We start from the raw sequence: 17686 nt of genomic DNA, 5'->3' as shown, positions 1-17686 counted from the left end.
CGGGTCGCGCCGGCCACCCGCTGCTCAGGCCGCCCCGAGGAAGTCGCGTAGCAGGGCGAGCATCTCCTCCGGGCGCTCCTCGTACAGCCAGTGCCCGCAGTCCTCGACCACCTCGCCGCGGACCGTGGTGGCGTACCGGCGGACCTGATCGGCGACCTGCCCGCCGAGGCTGGCCGCCGCCCCGACCGCCAGCACCGGCATGGTCAGCTTCGTGCCCCGGTGCGACGCGTTGTCCGCGATGTCCTGCTTGAAGGCCCGGAAGTAGGCGAAGCTGGCCCGCAGGTGCGCGGGGTCACGCAGGTGGCTGGCGAACTCCTCGATGTCGGGCGCGGCGATGCTGCCCTTGCGCACCATCAGGGCGTCGGTGAACCTGTCCACCCAGAGCGACTCCCGCCCGCTGACCAGATCCTCCGGCAGCCCGTTGCCAAGGGAGAAGTAGCCGAAGTTCCACACCCCGGGCCCGGCCGAGGTGAGCGCGGGGAACGTGTAGATGCTCTCGTCCGGGATCGGCGCCTCGCTGAGCACCAGCCGACTCACCCGCTGCGGATGGGCGGCGGCGTACGCGTACGCCACCATGGTCCCCAGGTCGTGCCCGACCAGACGGACGTCACTGGTCAGGCCGAGCTGATCGAGCAGGCCGTGCAGGTCGGCGGCGACCGTCTTCTTGTCGTACCCGCCGACCGGGGCGTCGCTGCCGCCGAAACCGCGCAGATCAGGTGCGACCACGTCGAAGGAGCGCCCCAGCTCGGGCAGCAGGTGCCGCCACATGTACCAGCATTCGGGGTACCCGTGCAGGAGCACCAGCGGCGGACCGCTGCCGCCCCGGACGTAGTTCATGGCGATCTGCCCCACCCGCGCCCGCTGCTCGCTGAAACCCGCCGGAACCCGCTCGCCTCCCACTGCCGCCCCCCGTCCGCCGTCCGCCCCGTCCGCCGTCCGCCCCTGCCGGTCCGTCGGCTGCCCGCCGCCGTCGTCCGCCCCTCCCGCCATCCGCCGTCACCGTCACCGTCGCCCGCGGTGCGGCACACCGCCGGGCTGTCCGCCGTCACCGTCGTCCGTCGTCCGTCGTCCGGCACTGCCGGGCTGTTCGCCGCCGTGACCGTCGTCCGCCGTCCGTCGTCCGGCACCGCCGGGCTGTTCGCCGCCGCCGCCGTCACCGTCGTCCGTCGTCCGTCGTCCGGCACTGCCGGGCTGTCCGGCACCGCCACCGTCACCGTCGTCCGTCGTCCGGCACCGCCGGGCTGTCCGCTGCCGGCTGTCCGCTGCCGGCCCCCAGGCTGCCGGGCAGTCGCCCGGCTCCGGCTGCCCGGCTACCCGTTCGACCGCCTGCTATGCCTGCGAGTTCTGCACCCTGGCCGTTGATCCACTCGGGTTTCAGGAAGTCGGGCCATCCCAGGCCATTGGACACCGCGACTTCCTGAAACCCGAGTAGATCTTGCGAGCGAGGGCGAGGGCGAGGGCGAGGGCGTGGGCGAAGGCGGGGGCACGGACGCGGGCGAAGGCGTGGGCGAAGGCGGGGACGCGGGCGAAGGCGTGGGCGAAGGCGGGGACGTGGGCGAAGGCGGGGGCGAAGGCAGGGGCGAGGGCGGGGGCGAAGGCGGGGGCGAGGGCGAGGACGCGGGCGCGGGCGAAGGCGGGGACGCGGGCGCGGGCGGGGACGGGGACGAAGGCGGGGGCGGGGACGAGGGCGGGGGAACGGACGTGGGCGCGGAAGGGCGGGTGGTGCGGGCGGTGCGGCCTGCGCCGGGTGCGCTGGCTGGTCGCTGGGCCCGGGTCATCGCGAGCGTCACAGCACCCGGCTGGGGCCGCTCGGGAGTCGGTGCGGGAGACTGGGCGGTATGGCGGCTCGTGGCTTCCCGTACACCGATCTCAAGGACTTCCTCGCGGCGCTGGAGCGCGCGGGGGAGCTGCGCCGGGTCGACGTCCCGGTGGACCCCACCCTGGAGATCAGCGAGGTGGTCACCCGCACGGTGCGGGCCGGCGGCCCGGCGTTGCTCTTCGAGCGCCCGACCCGGGGCGAGATGCCGGTGGCGATCAACCTGTTCGGCACCGAGAAGCGGATGGCGATGGCCCTCGGCGTCGACTCGCTTGACGAGATCGGTGCCCGGATCGGCGCGCTGATCAAGCCGGAGTTGCCGGTGGGCTGGTCGGGCATCCGGGAGGGCCTCGGCAAGGTCATGCAGCTCAAGTCGGTGCCGCCGCGCAAGGTGAAGACCGCGCCCTGCCAGGAGGTCGTCTACCGGGGGGACGACGTCGACCTGAACCGGCTGCCGGGGTTGCAGGTCTGGCCCGACGACGGCGGGATCTTCCACAACTACGGGTTGACCCACACCAAGCACCCGGAGACCGGTAAGCGCAACCTGGGCCTGTACCGCCTCCAGCAGCACGGTCGTAACACCCTGGGCATGCACTGGCAGATCCACAAGGACTCGACGGCCCACCACGCGGTCGCCGAGCGGCTCGGGCAGCGTCTGCCGGTCGCGGTCGCGATCGGCTGCGATCCGGTCGTCTCGTACGCGGCAAGCGCCCCGCTGCCCGGCGACATCGACGAGTACCTGTTCGCCGGGTTCCTGCGCGGCGAGCGGGTGGAGATGGTCGACTGCCTCACCGTGCCGTTGCAGGTGCCGGCGCACGCGCAGATCGTGTTGGAGGGCTACCTGGAGCCCGGTGAGCGGCTGCCCGAGGGGCCGTTCGGCGACCACACCGGCTTCTACACCCCGGTCGAGCCGTTCCCCGTGCTGCACATCGAGGCGATGACCATGCAGCGCAAGCCGGTCTACCACTCGATCGTCACCTCGAAGCCGCCGCAGGAGGACCACGGCCTCGGCAAGGCCACCGAGCGGATCTTCCAGCCGCTGCTCAAGCTCATGATCCCGGACATCGTCGACTACGACCTGCCGGCCGCCGGTGTCTTCCACAACTGCGCGATCGTCTCGATCCGCAAGCGCTACCCGAAGCACGCGCAGAAGGTCATGAACGCGATCTGGGGCGCGCACCTGATGTCGCTGACCAAGCTGATCGTGATCGTCGACGAGGACTGCGACGTGCACGACTACAACGAGGTCGCCTTCCGGGCCTTCGGCAACGTCGACTACGCCCGCGACCTGCTGCTCACCGAGGGCCCGGTGGACCACCTCGACCACTCGTCGTACCAGCAGTTCTGGGGCGGCAAGGCGGGCGTCGACGCGACCCGCAAGCTGCCCACCGAGGGCTACACCCGCGGTTGGCCGGAGGAGATGACCATGGCACCCGAGGTCACGGCCCTGGTCGACAAGCGCTGGAAGGAGTACGGGATCTGATGCCCGCCGCCGACAACTCCCGCGATCTTGCACTTTCGGTCCCCGATTCGCACCCTTCCGCCCCTTCTGCCCCGACAGAAAGTGCAAGATCGCGGGAACGGGAACGGGAACGGGAGCCGGTGCCGGAACGGGGGCGGGTTCGGGCGTTTCTGGAGCTGGTCAAGATCGAGCACTCGGTGTTCGCGCTGCCGTTCGCGTTTCTCTCCGCCCTGACCGCGATGCAGGTCAACGGCGGGCACGTGCGCTGGTGGGACCTGCTGCTGATCACTGTGGCGATGGTCGGAGCGCGGACGTTCGCGATGGCCGCCAACCGGATCCTCGACCGGCGGATCGACGCGCGGAACCCTCGTACCGCCAACCGGGAACTGGTGACCGGCGCGGTGAGCGTGCGGACGGCCTGGACCGGCGCGGCCGTCGCGGTGGTGGTCTTCCTCGCCGCCGCCGCCCTGCTGAACCCGCTCTGCCTGGTGCTCGCGCCGCTCGCCGTGGTGCCGTTGGTCGTCTACCCCTACGCCAAACGGTTCACCAACTGGCCGCACGCCATCCTCGGGATCGCCCAGGCGGTCGGCCCGGTCGGCGCGTGGTTGGCGGTCACCGGCACCCTGGACGGCTCCGGGCCGGCGTGGCTGCTCGGCGCCGCGGTCGGGCTGTGGATCGGCGGCTTCGACCTGATCTACGCCTGCCAGGATTCCGAGGTCGACCGGGAGATCGGCGTGCACAGTGTGCCCGCGCGCTACGGTCGCCGCTTCGCGCTGCACGCCTCCACCGTCGCGCACGTGGTGACCTTCGCGCTGTTCATCTGGTTCGGCGGGCTGATCGGCCTGGGCTGGCTCTGGTGGATCGGGCTCGCACTGACCGCGGTGGCGTTCGGCTACCAGCACCTGGTGGTCACCCCGACCGATCTCAGCAGGGTCAACCGGGCGTTCTTCACCGCCAACGGGTTCGTCGGCATCGCGCTGTTCGTCTTCGCCCTGCTCGACCTGGTGATCCGGCTCGACCTGCGGCCCTGAGGCGGGCCGGGCGGAGGATCCCGGGGGTGCGCACCAGCGGGCCGGCCGGACCAGGCAGGCTGGGGGCATGCGGGAACCATGGGTGGTCGGGGTCTCCGGGGCCTCCGGCACGCCATACGCGGCGGCCGTCATCGGGGGCCTGCTCGACGCGGGCGAGTCGGTGGACCTGATCGTGTCCCGGGCGGCACGACTCACCGTGCTCGACGAGACCGGCCGACCGTTTCGCGACGGGCACTGGGCCGAGGATCTCGCCGGCTGGCTCGACCGGGACCTGACCGGGGCGGACGTGCGGCACTGGCCGGCCGGCGACCTGGCCGCCGGGCCGAGCAGCGGCTCCTACCGGGTACGCGGGATGGCCGTGGTCCCGGCCAGCACGGCAGCCTGCGCGGGCATCGCGATCGGGCTCTCCAAGGACCTGTTGCAGCGCGCCGCCGAGGTCAACCTCAAGGAACGACGGCCCGTGGTGGTGGTCCCCCGGGAGACACCGGTGACCCGCAGTCACCTGGAGCACCTCATCGCGCTGCACGACGCCGGCGCGGTGGTGCTACCGGCCAGCCCCGGCTTCTACGGGGCGGGCGCGGCGGCCAGCGCCCAGCAGTTGGTCGACTTCGTGGCCGGCAAGGTGCTGGACGCGCTCGGCGTCCCGCACACGCTGTTCCGAAGGTGGGCCGGCCAGCTCGGCGCGGCCCGGAGCTGAGCTGCCGCGCTCAACGCGCGTCGTGCCGCCCGGTCGATCGAAGTGGGACGCGGACCGGACTGGCGTCCGGTCCGCGTGGCGTTATCCGCACCAGTTCAGTACATGCCGGCGTTGGCCGGACCCGGCCCGGTGGATGCGGCCGGACCCACATTGCGTGGCTTTCCGACCTCGTCCACCTCGTCCAGCATGCCCTCCCCCTCAAGCAGGGCTCGCACCTCGGATTCCCGAAACCGGCGATGCCCGCCTGGAGTCCGGATGCTTCCTATCCGGCCGGCCGCCGCCCATCTCGTCACAGTCTTCGGGTCCACCCGAAACAGCGCGGCGACCTCACCCGGTGTCAGCAGGCGATCTCCAGTGTCCACAGCCCCCTCCTCGCGTCGACGAAGCCCCTGGCTGAACACACTGCCCCCGGCTGGTGCGAGCCCAGAGCCGTCATGAGGGACGTATGGCAATTACAGCACCAGGAGACTGGCCTGTCCGCCAAACGCGAAAAATGCACTGACTGGGAAGTTAGTAAATGGTACGGGCGCAACCCCTGCCTTGACTGTCGGTTTGTGAACAGTTACCCACTGCTCCGTCCAACGGATGCCGAAGGCGTCGCGTTACGCGTAACCGGTTAAGGTCACTCTCCGTGGACGCCATCGACCTGAGCCTCGTCGACCTGCTGCGCGGCAACGCCCGCCTGTCGTACGCCGAGTTGGCCCGACAGGTGGGCCTCTCGGCTCCGGCCGTACACGAGCGGGTCGGCAAGCTGGAGAGCAGCGGCGTGGTTCGGGGCTACCGCGCGGACGTGGAACCGGAGGCGATCGGGCTGGGCGTCACCGCGCTGATCGGGATCGTCGAGGACTCCGGCGCCGACAGCGACGACATGCTTGAGTCGCTGCGGGTGCTGCCCGAGATCGAGTCCTGCTACTTCATGGCCGGCGTGGAGTCGTTCCTGCTCAAGGCTCGGGTTGGCACGATCGCCGAGTTGGAGCAGCTGATCGTGCGACTCAACCGGACCCCGGGGGTCGCCTCCACCCGCACCGCCATCGCCCTCTCCACGAAATGGGAGAACCGCCCCCAGCCGGTCGGTCCGCCGGCGACCTGACCGCCGCGTACCCCTGGTGTTGCGGGCCGGCGTCGCAGGCGGCCGGGATCGCGCCGCCGGACCGGCGCGGACCCCCGCCGGCCTGCTTGCTACGTTTCCGGCGTGACTCATCACGACCGGTGCGACGCGGCCAGCCGGACCTGGGTGACGGAGGCCATCGCCGCCGTCGAGGCGGACGCGAACCGCTCGGCCGACACCCACCTGCTGCCGTTCCCACTGCCCCGGCAATGGGGGATCGACCTCTACCTCAAGGACGAGTCCTCCCACCCGACCGGCTCGCTGAAGCACCGGCTGGCCCGCTCGCTGTTCCTCTACGGGCTCTGTAACGGCTGGATCGGGCCACGCACCACGATCGTCGAGGCGTCGTCGGGTTCCACGGCGGTCTCCGAGGCGTACTTCGCCCGGATGCTCGGTCTGCCGTTCATCGCGGTGATGCCCGCCTCCACCTCACCCGAGAAGATCGCGCAGATCGAGTTCCAGGGCGGCCGGTGCCACCTGGTGGACGACCCCGCGACCGTGGTGGTCGAGGCGCGCTGGCTCGCGGAGGACTCCGGCGGGCACTTCATGGACCAGTTCACCTACGCCGAGCGGGCGACCGACTGGCGGGGCAACAACAACATCGCCGAGTCGATCTACGCGCAGTTGGAACTGGAGCGGCACCCGATTCCGGCCTGGGTCGTGGTGGGCGCCGGCACCGGGGGCACCAGCGCGACAATCGGCCGGTACGCCAGGTACCGCCGGCTCGCCACCAAGCTCTGCGTCGTCGACCCGGAGAACTCGGCGTTCTATCCGGCCTGGCTGGCCGCCGACTGGTCGGTGCGTACCGGAAAGGGGTCCCGGATCGAGGGCATTGGCCGACCGACCGTGGAGGCGTCCTTCCTGCCCTCGGTGGTGGACCGGATGGTCCAGGTGCCGGACGCGGCGTCACTGGCCGCGATGCGCGCCGGGTCGGCGGTGCTCGGGCGTCGCGTGGGTGGCTCCACCGGCACCAACCTGTGGGGCGCGTTCGGCCTGATCGCCGGGATGCTCGCCGAGGGCCGGACCGGCTCGGTGGTCACCCTGATCTGCGATCCAGGCGACCGGTACGCCGACACCTACTACTCCGACGACTGGGTGGCCGCCCAGGGCCTCGACCTGGCACCACACCTGGCGACGGTCGACCGCTTCCTGACCACCGGCGCCTGGCCCGCCTGAACGGCTCAGCGGGGGGCCTGGTCGGCCTGAACCGCTCACCGGGGCCTGGCCGGCCTGAGCGCCGATCAGCGTGGGTCGATCCGTTCGGCCAGCCCGGGGTAACGCACCACGTAGCCGCTGTCGTCCAGGTCGATGTCGGCGGTGAAGGTGCCGCTGGCGAACCGCACCCGACCCGGCCCGAGCCCGGTGTAGATCTGCTCGGCCGGCACCACCTCCAGGCCGGGCAGCAGCACCCAGGCGACGGTGATCCGGTGCGCCACGTCGGCCGGCTCGGCCGCCATCCCGAGCCGGTGGACCGGCAGGGTGTTGAACAGCGGCGAGCCGCTCAGGTCGATGTCGAGCGCGTCGGCCAGCCGGTCCGGGTCATCCGTGCCCGGCAGACCGGCCCGGGGGTGACCGGCCGCGACCAGCGCGGCGTCGAGGTCGCCCTGCTCGGCGGTCGTCACCCGCCATCGGCCCGAGGCCCGCTCCAGCGTCACCCGGCGCAGCCAGCCGAGCCCTTCGGCCTCGACCTCGACCCGGGTGGTGGCCCAGTCCGGCGTGGTGGTCAGCTGGTAGCGGGCGGTCCAGGGGATCGGGTCCACGGCGAGCAGCGTGCCCCGGGCCGCCAACCCGTGGCCGTCGTCGAGCAGCACCTGCTCGCTGCCGGCGGTGTCCGTCCGGGACCAGAAGATCGACTTCGGCATGGTCGGCATGAGCCGGACGTTACGCGACCGGGTCGACATCGGCAGGGCATGCGCGAACGCCGCCGCGAAGCATGGGCTTCGCGACGGCGTTCGGTGGATCAATCAGTGGGTACGCGCCGGCGGCCGCCCGCCGAAACCGCGCCGGTCGTCACGCGGGCGCTCGTCACGCGGCCGGTCGTCCCGACCACGGCTCTCCGGGCGGAAACCACCGCGCGTGTCCCGATCGCCGAAGCGCCGCTCACCGGTCGGCCGGTCACCCCGGCCGTCCCGGTCACCGAACTGCGGCCGGTCACCGAACCGGCGCTCGCCCTGCGGCCGGTCGCCGTAGCCCCGGGTGTCCCGGTCGGCGAAGCGCCGCTCACCGGCCGGCCGGTCGCCGTAGCGCCGTTCGCCGCTCGGCCGGTCGCCGTAGCCCCGGTCACCGGTCGGACGGTCGCCGTAGCGCCGTTCGCCCTGGGGCCGGTCACCGTACTGGCGGTCGCCCTGCGGCCGGTCGCCGTAGCCCCGGGTGTCCCGGTCGGCGAAGCGCCGCTCACCGGCCGGCCGGTCGCTGTAGCCCCGGTCGCCAGTCGGGCGGTCGCCGTAGCGGCGCTCGCCGGTCGGGCGGTCGCCGTAGCGCCGTTCGCCCTGGGGGCGGTCGCCGTACTGGCGGTCGCCCTGGGGACGGTCGCCATAGCGCCGCTCGCCGGTGGGTCGGTCGCGGCGCTCGCCGCCCGTGCGGTCGCCAAACCGGCGGGGGCCTCCGGCCCGGTCGTCGAACCGACGCGACCCGCCGGAGCGGTCACCAAAGCCCCGCGACTCCGCCTCGACGCGAACCGGGACGCCGCTGGGCTCACGGGCGCCGACCAGCTCGGCCAGTGCCGCGTCGCCGACCCGCACCCGGGTCTCGGCCGGCGCGACGCCGGCCTTCTCCATCATCGCCAGGGTGGTGCGGCGCTGCTTGGGCAGCACCAGCGTGGCAACCGCACCGGACTCGCCAGCCCGGGCCGTGCGCCCCGCGCGGTGCAGGTAGTCCTTGGGGTCCTTCGGCGGGTCGACGTGCAGCACCAGGGTGACCCCGTCGACGTGGATGCCCCGAGCCGCCACGTCCGTGGCGACCAGCACGTTCATCCGGCCCTCACGGAACTCGGCCAACGTCTTGGTACGCATCCGCTGGGTCTTGCCGCCGTGCAGCCCACCGGCGCGGACGCCGACCGCCGCGAGTTGCTCGACCAGCCGGTCCACCCCGAGCTGGGTACGGGCGAAGACCATCGTCCGACCGTCCCGGGCGGCGATCGAGGCCGCCACCGGAAACTTCTCGTGCGGCGGAATCAACAGCATGTGGTGGTCCATGGTGGACACCGACGCGGTGGACGGCGCCGTGGAGTGGGTCACCGGGTCGGTCATGAACCGCTTGACCAACGCGTCGACGTCACCGTCCAGGGTGGCCGAGAAGAGCAGTCGCTGCCCGTTCGCGGGAGTCTTCGCCAGCAGGTCGGTCACCTCGGGCAGGAAGCCCATGTCGGCCATCTGGTCGGCCTCGTCGAGCACCGTGACCTCGACGTCGTCGAGCTGGCAGATGCCCCGCTCGATCAGGTCACCGAGTCGGCCCGGGGTGGCCACGATGATCTCCACACCGCGGCGCAGAGCGTCGATCTGGCGGTCGTACGGGACACCACCGACGGCGGTCTTCAGGAAGATGCCGACGGACTTGCCCAGCGGCACCAGCGCGTCGTTGACCTGCATGGCCAGCTCGCGGGTGGGGACCAGGACCAGGGCGCGCGGACGCATCGGCCGGGCCCGGTTGCGGGTGGCCAGCCGGGCGATCATCGGCAGACCGAAGGCGAGCGTCTTGCCCGAACCGGTCTGCCCGCGGCCCAGCACGTCGCGGCCGGCCAGCGCGTCCGGAACGGTGGCCCGCTGAATCTCGAACGGGCTGGTGATGCCCTGCTGCGCCAGCGCGCGCACCAGCGGCTCGGGCAGGCCGAGGGACGCGAAACTGATCGGATCGGCGGTCGTCGTCGGGGCCGGCTCCGCCGGCTGGGCGGCGGTGTCGACCGGCGCGGTGCCGGCCTCGCCCGGGGAAGCGTCGAGCTGCTCCCGGGCGGTGTCGGTCGTCGGGGCCGGGTGGGAAACGGACGTAACAGTGCTGGGGTCAGCAGAGGTGGTCAACAAAAGCCTTTCGAGCGGGGCGCATCTTCGCGATGGCCTGCCGCGGCTGTGCCGCCGGATCGCCCGCAAGACCGCCCAGGGGCGCGCACCACGCGCGCCGGGTCAGTGATCTCCACCAGTGTACGGCGAACCGGCGAAGCCGCCAGCCGGTTGCCGGACGGTAGTGGGCGGACTCACCATCGTTCCCACCCGGCGACTCACCCCTTGAGCACGCTGCCCACCAGACCGTCCAGGGCGTCACCGGCGAGGAGTACGACCATGACGCTGATCGCCACCAGCAGCCCCAGAGCGGCGGCCAGGACGATCATCACCCGGGTGTTTCGGGACCGTTCGGCCGGAGTGTCCGCCCAGCCCTGGGCCAGGATGTGCCCGGTGAGCGACCCGGAATTCTCCACCGCGTTGGCGGGCATCGCGATCGTGGTGAAACCCGGCCCTTCGCCGCTGCCGTAGACGGTGCCGGCCAGGTCGGAGCCGCCGACGTGCCGCTCTCCGCCGGCATTGCCCGCGCCCCGTGCGACGGAGCGGCCGTCGTGCCGTACTCCGTCGGCGCTGCCCGCCCACCGTCCGGCCGAACCCTCCGAAGGGTTGCCCGGGGACGTGGTCCCTCGCGGATTTCCGCTGTCACCTCCGCCCGACTGGGGAGCGCCGGTGGTGGACGGCGGCCAGCTCGGCAGGGCCGGTGCCGGTATCACCGGGGGCGCGGAGACGGGTGTTCCGGCCCACTGATCGCGGGATGTCGGGTGTGCTGTCGAGGCGGCGGACGACCAGCCGGCTGGCGCTGCGGAAACCGACGTGCCGGCCCGTACGCCGGGCGTGTCGATCATCGCCGGCGGCGGCGGAAACGGCGGTGCCGGCATCGGGCCGGGCGGCCCCGGTGGCGCGGGCACGGGCGGGCCGGGCGGCGGCAGGGGCGGGCTCGGGATGGGCGGTGCCGGCGGGCCCGGGATGGGTGGCATCGGCGGTGGCGGCGGGGTCGGGGGACCCGGAACGGGCGGGACCGGACCGGGTGGCGGCGTGGGTCGGGGCCCGGGCGTCGGCATCGGCTCGGGCGGAAACGGGCCCGGGGCTGGCGCGGGCTCCGGCTCGGGAGGCGACGGCTGGGTCGGCCCGGGGCCGGGTGGCGCGGGTGTCGGCTCCGGCTCCGGAGTCGACGGCACCGGCGGCCGGGCGGGCTCGGATTCCGGGTCGGAGGGTTCGGGACGCACCGGCGCGGCTCGGTACACGGACGGCGTGCTGCGGGCGTCCGGGGCACCCATGGCACCGGGCGTGGCCCGGCTGCTGTCGGGAACCGTGGCGCTGGCCCGACTGCTCCCGGGAACCGTGGCGCTGGCCCGGGCGGGCTTGGCCGAGTCGATGCGTTGCCCAGGCAACGAGACCCCGGCGGCACCGGCCGAGCCGGCGGCACCGGCCGAGCCGGCGGCACCGGCCGAGCCGGCGGTACCGGTCGAGCCGGCGGGAGCGGCTGGGCCGGCGGTACCGGTCGAGCCGGCGGTACCGGTCGAGCCGGCGGGAGCGGCTGGGCCGGCGGTACCGGTCGAGCCGGCGGGAGCGGCTGGGCCGGCGGCACCGGCCGCACGGTAGGTGGTTGCGGTGAACGGGGCGCTGGCCGGCAGGTCACTGCGGAGAGCCCCGGCGGTCGCGACGCTGGCCCGGGCCCGGACCGGTGCGGCTGCCTGATCCGGGCGGCCCTCGGCAGGCGTCGACTGGCCGGCGCCCGGGCCGGTCACCGCGGCCTGTCCGGCACCCAAGCTGGTGACTGTCGGCCGGCCGGCGTCTGGCCGGCCGGCGTGCGGGTCGAAGGTGTCTGCGGCGACGCTGCCGCTGTCGAGGGCAGCGCCGTCGGTGGAGGCATCGCCACCAGCGGCGGCGGAGACGCCGCCGGAAACCGAGCCGCCGTGAGGAGTGGCCGGGCTGGCGTCAGGGGCGGCCGGGCTGGCGTCAGCGCTGGCCGGGCTGGCGTCAGCGCTGGCCGGGCTGGCGTCAGCGCTGGCCGGGCCGGCGTCACGAGTGACCGGGCCAGCGTCAGGGGTAGCTGCGGAGGCGTCGGTGCTGGACGCCGGGTCGGCGGTGCCCGACCCTGACGGGTCGGGTTTGCCGACCATGGGGTCGACAGTCTCCGCCGGATCACTCTGCTCGGCCATCTCCGCCCTCCGTGCCATGCTCGCACCCGGACCCGTGACGTCGAGTCGGATGTGCCCGGTTGTCACCGTGCCACAGATCTTCCCGAGCGGACAGCCGGAGCCGGTCGTGGCGGATCAACCGGTGGCGCTGGGGGTGCCCGGCGAGCTGCCGCTGCCCGTCACGCTCGTGCTGGCCTTCGGTGTGGTCGTCAGGCTGGTGCCCGGCGCGCTGGTCGGCGCCGAGGGCAGGGTCGTCGGCGTGTTGTCGGGGGTCGGAGGCGGCGAGGCGCTCTCGGTCGGCGACGGCGACGGCGTGGGCGTCGTACCGCCGGTGGGCGTCGGAGTGACCGACTCCGTCGGCTTCGTGGTCGGCTTGGTGGTGGGCGTCGGCTTGGTGCTCGGCTTGGGCGTCGGCTTCGTGGTGGGCGGCGTTACCGGCGGGGGCGGAACGGTCACGACCGGTGCCGGCACCGCGCCGATCACCCGGGTCGCGGCATACAGCCGAGACCAGCTGACCACTGAGATCTTGACGACATCGCCGGTGGTGGGCGCCTGCACCATCTTGCCGTTGCCGATGTACATGGCGACGTGGTGGATCGTCGTCCAGCTGCTGCCGGAAGCGAAGAAGAGCAGATCACCGGGGAGCAGCGCGCCCTGCGGCACGGTCCGGCTCCGGGTGGCGGCGTACTGGTCGCGGGAGACCCGCGGCAGGTCGAAGTAGTCGGCGCCCGGGGACCGGTACGCCGCCCACATCAGACCGGAGCAGTCGAACTGGTTCGGCCCCTCCTCGGACCACTTGTACGGGTCGCCGAGCTGGGCCAGCGCGTAGCGGACCGCGGCCATCGCGCGGGGGTGCGCGGCCATCCCGCTGACGTTCTGGTTGGTGACGTAGCCGGCGCCGTACTGCTGCTCGGTGGCTTCCTGCTGGCGTTCGATCTCGATCAGCTGGGCGGAGTTGTCCCGGCGCAGCTTGAGCAGAGCCGCCTCGGCCGTGCGCAGTGCCGTCTCGCCCGTGGTGAACTCCGCCTCGGCGGCGGTGAGCAGCTCCTTGGCCGCGGTGTGCTTCTGGTAGGCGGCCTGCTCGGCGGCACGGGCGCGGGCCAACTCTCCGGCGACCCCGGTGGTGCCGCCGTCGACCTTCTCGCCGCGGGTGATCTGTTGCAGGCGGCTCAGCCCGCGGAGATCCTGGGCGAACTCGCCGGGCGGCAGCGCGGCGTCCGCCTTGACGGCGTCCGCGGCGGCGGCGTCGGCGGCCTGCTGGGCTTGGAGCAGGGCATCCTGCGTGGTCGCGAGCGCCTTGCTGGCGGCGTCGAGCTGGGCCTGCGCGTCGGTGCGTTTCTGGCGGCTCTTCAGCAGCGTCTCGCCGAGCGTGCCGACCTGGGTCTGGGCGGCGTAGATCTGGGCGGCCAGCGGGCCGGTGCCGATGGTGCCCACCGGCGGCGACGGGACACCGCCGACGGGCGGGACGCCGGGCAGTTGGGGCGCGCCGATGGCCGGCGGGCGGGCGCCGGTGTCCGGGATCGTCGTGGGTATCGCCGGATCGGCGTACGCGGGGGTGGCCAGCACGGCGGCGGCGATCGCGCCGAGCAGGGCGGCCCAGAGCTTCGGACGCAGCACCGGCGAGATCACCGGGCTCCGTCGTCGCTGCCGTCGCCCGCGCCCGCTGTAGACCATTCCGCTCCCCGTCCGACTGCTCGTCGCCGCGCTCGGTGGGCGCGGCCGCCGGGACGGTACCAGTGTGTGTGTTCCGCCCCACCTTGTTACTACCGCACCTCGCCACTCATGTCGATGCGTTGTCGGGTTACGGGAGGCTGAGAGTCTGGTGAAGTGGCTCGCTGTCGCCGACCGTGCCGCCGCGGGGCTCGGCCCTCCGACGTACGCTCGATCCGACCGCAGGTGGAAGGGACGTGCCATGGACGCCGGACTCAAGCGTGAGCTCGAAGCGAAGGTGTACGCCGGTGAGCGGCTGACCCGCGAGGACGGGGTCGCCCTCTACGAGAGCGACGATCTGACCTGGTTGGGGCGGCTCGCCCACCACAAGCGCACCGAGCTCAACGGCGACCGGGTGATGTTCAACGTCAACCGGCACCTCAACCTGACGAACGTCTGCTCGGCGTCCTGTGCGTACTGCTCGTTCCAGCGCAAGCCGGGCGAGAAGGACGCGTACACGATGCGCATCGACGAGGCGGTCCGCAAGGCCAAGGAGATGGAGGACGAGCAGCTCACCGAGTTGCACATCGTCAACGGCCTGCACCCCACGCTGCCCTGGCGTTACTACCCGAAGGTGCTGCGCGAGCTGAAGGCGGCGCTGCCGAACGTCAAGCTCAAGTGCTTCACGGCGACCGAGGTGCAGTGGTTCGAGAAGATCAGCGGCCTGAGCGCCGACGAGATCCTCGACGAGCTGATGGACGCCGGCCTGGAGTCGCTGACCGGCGGTGGCGCGGAGATCTTCGACTGGGAGGTCCGGCAGCACATCGTGGACCACGCCTGCCACTGGGAGGACTGGTCGCGCATCCACGCCCTGGCGCACCGCAAGGGCATGAAGACCCCGGCGACGATGCTGTACGGCCACATCGAGGAGCCCCGGCACCGGGTCGACCACGTGCTGCGGTTGCGCGAGTTGCAGGACGAGACGGGTGGCTTCGCGGTCTTCATTCCGCTGCGCTACCAGCACGACTTCGTGGACTCGGCGGATGGCAAGATCCGTAACCGGATCCAGGCGCGCACCACGATGGCCTCGCCGGCCGAGTCGCTGAAGACGTTCGCCGTGTCCCGGCTGCTGTTCGACAACGTGCCGCACCTGAAGAACTTCTGGGTGATGCACGGGCTGTCGGTGGCCCAGCTCTCGCTGAACTTCGGCGTGGACGACCTGGACGGCTCTGTCGTCGAATACAAGATCACGCACGACGCCGACTCGTACGGCACCCCGAACACCATGCACCGCGAGGACCTGCTGCACCTGATCTGGGACGCCGGCTTCCAGCCCGTCGAGCGGGACACCCGTTACAACGTGGTCCGGGAGTACGACAAGGCCCCGTCGCTGGCCGAGCGCCGCGCCGAGCCGCAGCAGGTGTGGGCCTGAGCCGCCACGTACCCTCGCAGTCGATGACCGAGCAGAGTGGTTCCGAGCAGCAGGGCGGGTTTCCCCGCCGGGACGCCGAGGGGCGCATCCGTACCCTGGGTGATCTGCTCGGGGTGTGCCTGGCCGGCCTGGTCATCGGTGCGTTGGCGTTGGTGTTGTTCGACTGGGGGTTCGCCTCGATCGGTGCCGGCGACTTCGGCCACACCAACGGCTGGCTGGCCGTGATCCTGCCGGCCTGGCTGTTCTGGGACGATTTCCGGGCCTGGGAGTTCGGCGCGGCCCGGGTGGTGACTGCGGTGGTCGCCGCCGCCGTCGGGGTGATCGTCGGGTTGCTGGTCGCCGGTCTGGCCGCCGGTCTGCCGCCGCTGCTGTCCGGGACGTTGGCGGCGGTGGGGTTCACGGTGGTGTACGCGACTGTGTGGTTCCCGGGTGTCCGCTGGCTGACCCGCCGGACCGGCTGACCGCGACCGCCCGCCGGGCGGATCGACTTTCCCGCCGGCAGCGGCGGGCGACGGAGAGAACGGAGTGGTGCAGGTGAGCGCCGCGCTGAAGTACACGCTGGCCCGGATCGGGCTGTTCGTCGCCGTGCTGGCGGCACTCTGGTTCGTCGACATGAACGTGTTCCTGAAGCTGATGTTGGCGCTGGCCTTCTCCGCGGCGCTTTCCTTCTTCCTGCTGCGCGGTTGGCGGGACGAACTGGCGGGGGAGATGGCCACCGCCACCGAGCGCCGCCGCGCCGAGAAGGAACGCCTCCGCTCCGCCCTGGCCGGCGAAGACCAGAACCCCAACCCCAACCCACCCACCCAGGCCCCCGACTCCCCACGTTGATCATGAGGTTAGCGTCGCCAGAACGGCGTTCGGTGACGCTAACCTCATGATCAACACATGCGTGGGCGGGGTGGGGGTGGGGGGTGGGGTAGGCGGGGTGGGGTTACCAGTTGGTGGAGTTGGGGGTTTGGGGCCAGGGCTTCGAGATCGGCTTGATCAGGTAGGCGATGCCGCCGGAGCCGCCGGAGACGCCGCCGCTGGCGTTGGTGCGCTTGGTTCGCAGCCAGATCTGCTCGAACTGCGCACGCTTGTAGACGTTGCGCACCACGTCGTTGCTGGACGACGCGGGGTCGTTGACGATCACGTCGCCGTCGGCGGTGAAGCCGACCACCACGAACAGGTGCCCGGAGGTGCCGTAGTTCGCCCCGTCCAGCTCACTGGCGAGGAAGGACTGGCTGGTCACGACGGGGATGCCGGCGGCGATGAAACGCTCCAGCTCGTCCAGTGAGTGCAGGCGGGTCACCCGACCCTCCAGCCCGGGGAAGCTTGCCGCGTACGCGGTGTTGAACGGCCAGTTGCCGGCCCCGTCGTACGCGTAGTCGAAGGTCATCCGGGCCGCGTGGTTGACCGTCGGGTCGGGGTAGGTCGGGTCCACCCAGGAGGTGTCGGCGTGCGACGGCCTGCGCCCCCAGTACTCGACCACCATCTCGGTGGAGGTGGGCGAGCACCACGCCTCGCCGCCGCCGTCGTACTCGGGGTAGTGCCCGGCGTGCACGTTCTGCGAGTAGCGCGGCACCGGCAGCTCGACGCCCCAGGCGATGTGCCCGGCGCTCGGCGGAACGGTGAAGCGGTCCGGCACTGTCGAACTCATCGCTCCGAGCATCCGGACCACCGGCGCGGCGGTCTGCCCGGGTGCCCGGTAGAGGGTCAGCCGTAGCTGGTACGACCGCAGCAGCACTCCGGCGGCGGCGTCGTCGATGCTGAAGGTGTCGGTCCAGATCGTCGACCAGGGATCGCCCTGCCCGTCGAGGCTGGTCCGCCTGATGTCGGTGTCGCCGGAGGCCCAGCGACCCAGGACGTACCACGGGGTCTGGTCCCCACTGGTGTAGCTGCCCTGCATCTCCACCTGGATCCAGGTGCCGGCCGGGGTCTCCGCGTTCCACGAGGCGATCAACTCGGTGGCGTCGAACCCGATCCGGGTCACCGGCGAGGTCCAGGTGCCGTACTCCCAGGTGCGGGTGCTGCCGGTGTGCGGGTCGGCGTACTCGGTGGTGCCGGCGGGGCGGGCCAGGGTGAGGCCCGCTCGGGCGCCGGGCACCACGCGCGTGCCGGCCCGGCTGCCCCGGTGCCAGTCGGCGGGCCCGGACCAGTCCTGGAAGGTGATCTGCTCGTCGTGCCCGGTGGCCGGCGGGCGGCCGGCCAGCGCGGGCGGGGTGGTGGTGAGCAGGGTGAGTGCGGTGACGCCGGCGAGGGCGCCCGCGCGCAAGCGGGATCTGGCCATGAGTGCTCCGCGGGGGTCGAGAGGGGCATCGTCGCTGGTCAGTTTTCCGTCCGGAAGGAAGTTTCGCCAGATGTTGGCGCATGGAAAA

At 72.4% G+C, this 17686-nt stretch carries 16 protein-coding genes; 9 read left to right on the top strand and 7 right to left on the bottom strand.

From position 1 onward, the window contains the following. Positions 1-24 precede the first annotated feature (24 nt). Positions 25-990, bottom strand: coding sequence for an alpha/beta fold hydrolase (locus ACGFIW_RS09650; RefSeq protein WP_393312406.1), 966 nt, complete (start codon positions 988-990; stop codon positions 25-27). Positions 991-1017: 27 nt separating this feature from the next. Between ACGFIW_RS09650 and ACGFIW_RS09645 the strand changes: the two genes are divergently transcribed. The 4 genes from ACGFIW_RS09645 (at position 1018) to ACGFIW_RS09630 (ending at position 5006) form a co-directional block, all read left to right on the top strand. Beyond that, positions 1018-1362 (top strand): hypothetical protein, encoded by a 345-nt coding sequence (locus ACGFIW_RS09645; protein ID WP_393312404.1) that lies wholly within the window; start codon positions 1018-1020, stop codon positions 1360-1362. A gap of 476 nt (positions 1363-1838) precedes the next feature. After that, positions 1839-3299 carry a menaquinone biosynthesis decarboxylase gene (locus ACGFIW_RS09640; protein ID WP_393312402.1) on the top strand — a complete coding sequence of 487 codons (1461 nt, stop codon included), beginning with the start codon at positions 1839-1841 and terminating at the stop codon, positions 3297-3299. Continuing rightward, positions 3299-4309, top strand: coding sequence for a menaquinone biosynthesis prenyltransferase MqnP (gene mqnP, locus ACGFIW_RS09635; RefSeq protein ID WP_393312400.1), 1011 nt, complete (start codon positions 3299-3301; stop codon positions 4307-4309). The genes ACGFIW_RS09640 and mqnP overlap by 1 nt, the downstream gene beginning before the upstream one ends. 67 nt (positions 4310-4376) lie before the next feature. Then, positions 4377-5006: a UbiX family flavin prenyltransferase gene (locus ACGFIW_RS09630; RefSeq protein WP_393312398.1), complete on the top strand. Its 630-nt coding sequence runs from the start codon at positions 4377-4379 to the stop codon at positions 5004-5006. Between the two features lie 95 nt (positions 5007-5101). Here ACGFIW_RS09630 and ACGFIW_RS09625 read toward each other — a convergent pair whose 3' ends face one another. Then, positions 5102-5368, bottom strand: a complete 267-nt coding sequence (locus ACGFIW_RS09625) for a BldC family transcriptional regulator (protein ID WP_007454516.1) — start codon at positions 5366-5368, stop codon at positions 5102-5104. Between the two features lie 269 nt (positions 5369-5637). Here ACGFIW_RS09625 and ACGFIW_RS09620 point away from each other — a divergent pair, with 269 nt between their 5' ends. Next, positions 5638-6096 (top strand): Lrp/AsnC family transcriptional regulator, encoded by a 459-nt coding sequence (locus ACGFIW_RS09620; RefSeq protein ID WP_393312396.1) that lies wholly within the window; start codon positions 5638-5640, stop codon positions 6094-6096. A gap of 102 nt (positions 6097-6198) precedes the next feature. After that, on the top strand, positions 6199-7290 hold the full coding sequence (locus ACGFIW_RS09615) for a PLP-dependent cysteine synthase family protein (protein ID WP_393312394.1): 1092 nt from the start codon (positions 6199-6201) through the stop codon (positions 7288-7290). A gap of 65 nt (positions 7291-7355) precedes the next feature. Here ACGFIW_RS09615 and ACGFIW_RS09610 read toward each other — a convergent pair whose 3' ends face one another. From ACGFIW_RS09610 to ACGFIW_RS09595, 4 genes are all read right to left on the bottom strand, one after another. Beyond that, positions 7356-7976, bottom strand: a complete 621-nt coding sequence (locus ACGFIW_RS09610; protein WP_393312786.1) for a putative glycolipid-binding domain-containing protein — start codon at positions 7974-7976, stop codon at positions 7356-7358. A 102-nt stretch (positions 7977-8078) separates the two neighbouring features. Next, positions 8079-10127 carry a DEAD/DEAH box helicase gene (locus tag ACGFIW_RS09605; protein WP_393312392.1) on the bottom strand — a complete coding sequence of 683 codons (2049 nt, stop codon included), beginning with the start codon at positions 10125-10127 and terminating at the stop codon, positions 8079-8081. Positions 10128-10324: 197 nt separating this feature from the next. Next, on the bottom strand, positions 10325-12268 hold the full coding sequence (locus ACGFIW_RS09600) for a hypothetical protein (RefSeq protein ID WP_393312390.1): 1944 nt from the start codon (positions 12266-12268) through the stop codon (positions 10325-10327). 114 nt (positions 12269-12382) lie between these two features. After that, positions 12383-13921 (bottom strand): C40 family peptidase, encoded by a 1539-nt coding sequence (locus ACGFIW_RS09595; protein WP_393312388.1) that lies wholly within the window; start codon positions 13919-13921, stop codon positions 12383-12385. Between the two features lie 238 nt (positions 13922-14159). Here ACGFIW_RS09595 and mqnE point away from each other — a divergent pair, with 238 nt between their 5' ends. The 3 genes from mqnE (at position 14160) to ACGFIW_RS09580 (ending at position 16157) form a co-directional block, all read left to right on the top strand. Further along, on the top strand, positions 14160-15329 hold the full coding sequence (gene mqnE / locus ACGFIW_RS09590; protein ID WP_393312386.1) for an aminofutalosine synthase MqnE: 1170 nt from the start codon (positions 14160-14162) through the stop codon (positions 15327-15329). Between the two features lie 23 nt (positions 15330-15352). Next, positions 15353-15790, top strand: a complete 438-nt coding sequence (locus tag ACGFIW_RS09585) for a hypothetical protein (protein ID WP_393312384.1) — start codon at positions 15353-15355, stop codon at positions 15788-15790. A gap of 73 nt (positions 15791-15863) precedes the next feature. Further along, complete coding sequence (locus ACGFIW_RS09580; protein WP_393312382.1) at positions 15864-16157, top strand: DUF4229 domain-containing protein; 294 nt, start codon at positions 15864-15866, stop codon at positions 16155-16157. A gap of 103 nt (positions 16158-16260) precedes the next feature. On the opposite strand, the gene ACGFIW_RS09575 is transcribed toward ACGFIW_RS09580, so the two are convergent. Then, positions 16261-17598, bottom strand: a complete 1338-nt coding sequence (locus ACGFIW_RS09575) for a C39 family peptidase (RefSeq protein ID WP_393312380.1) — start codon at positions 17596-17598, stop codon at positions 16261-16263. Between the last annotated feature and the right edge of the window lie 88 nt (positions 17599-17686).

This window comes from Micromonospora sp. NPDC048935 (assembly GCF_043197875.1).
Classification (GTDB): Bacteria; Actinomycetota; Actinomycetes; order Mycobacteriales; family Micromonosporaceae; genus Micromonospora.
The sequence above is the reverse complement of the archived record's forward strand: the minus strand, read 5'-3'. Positions and strand labels throughout refer to the sequence as shown.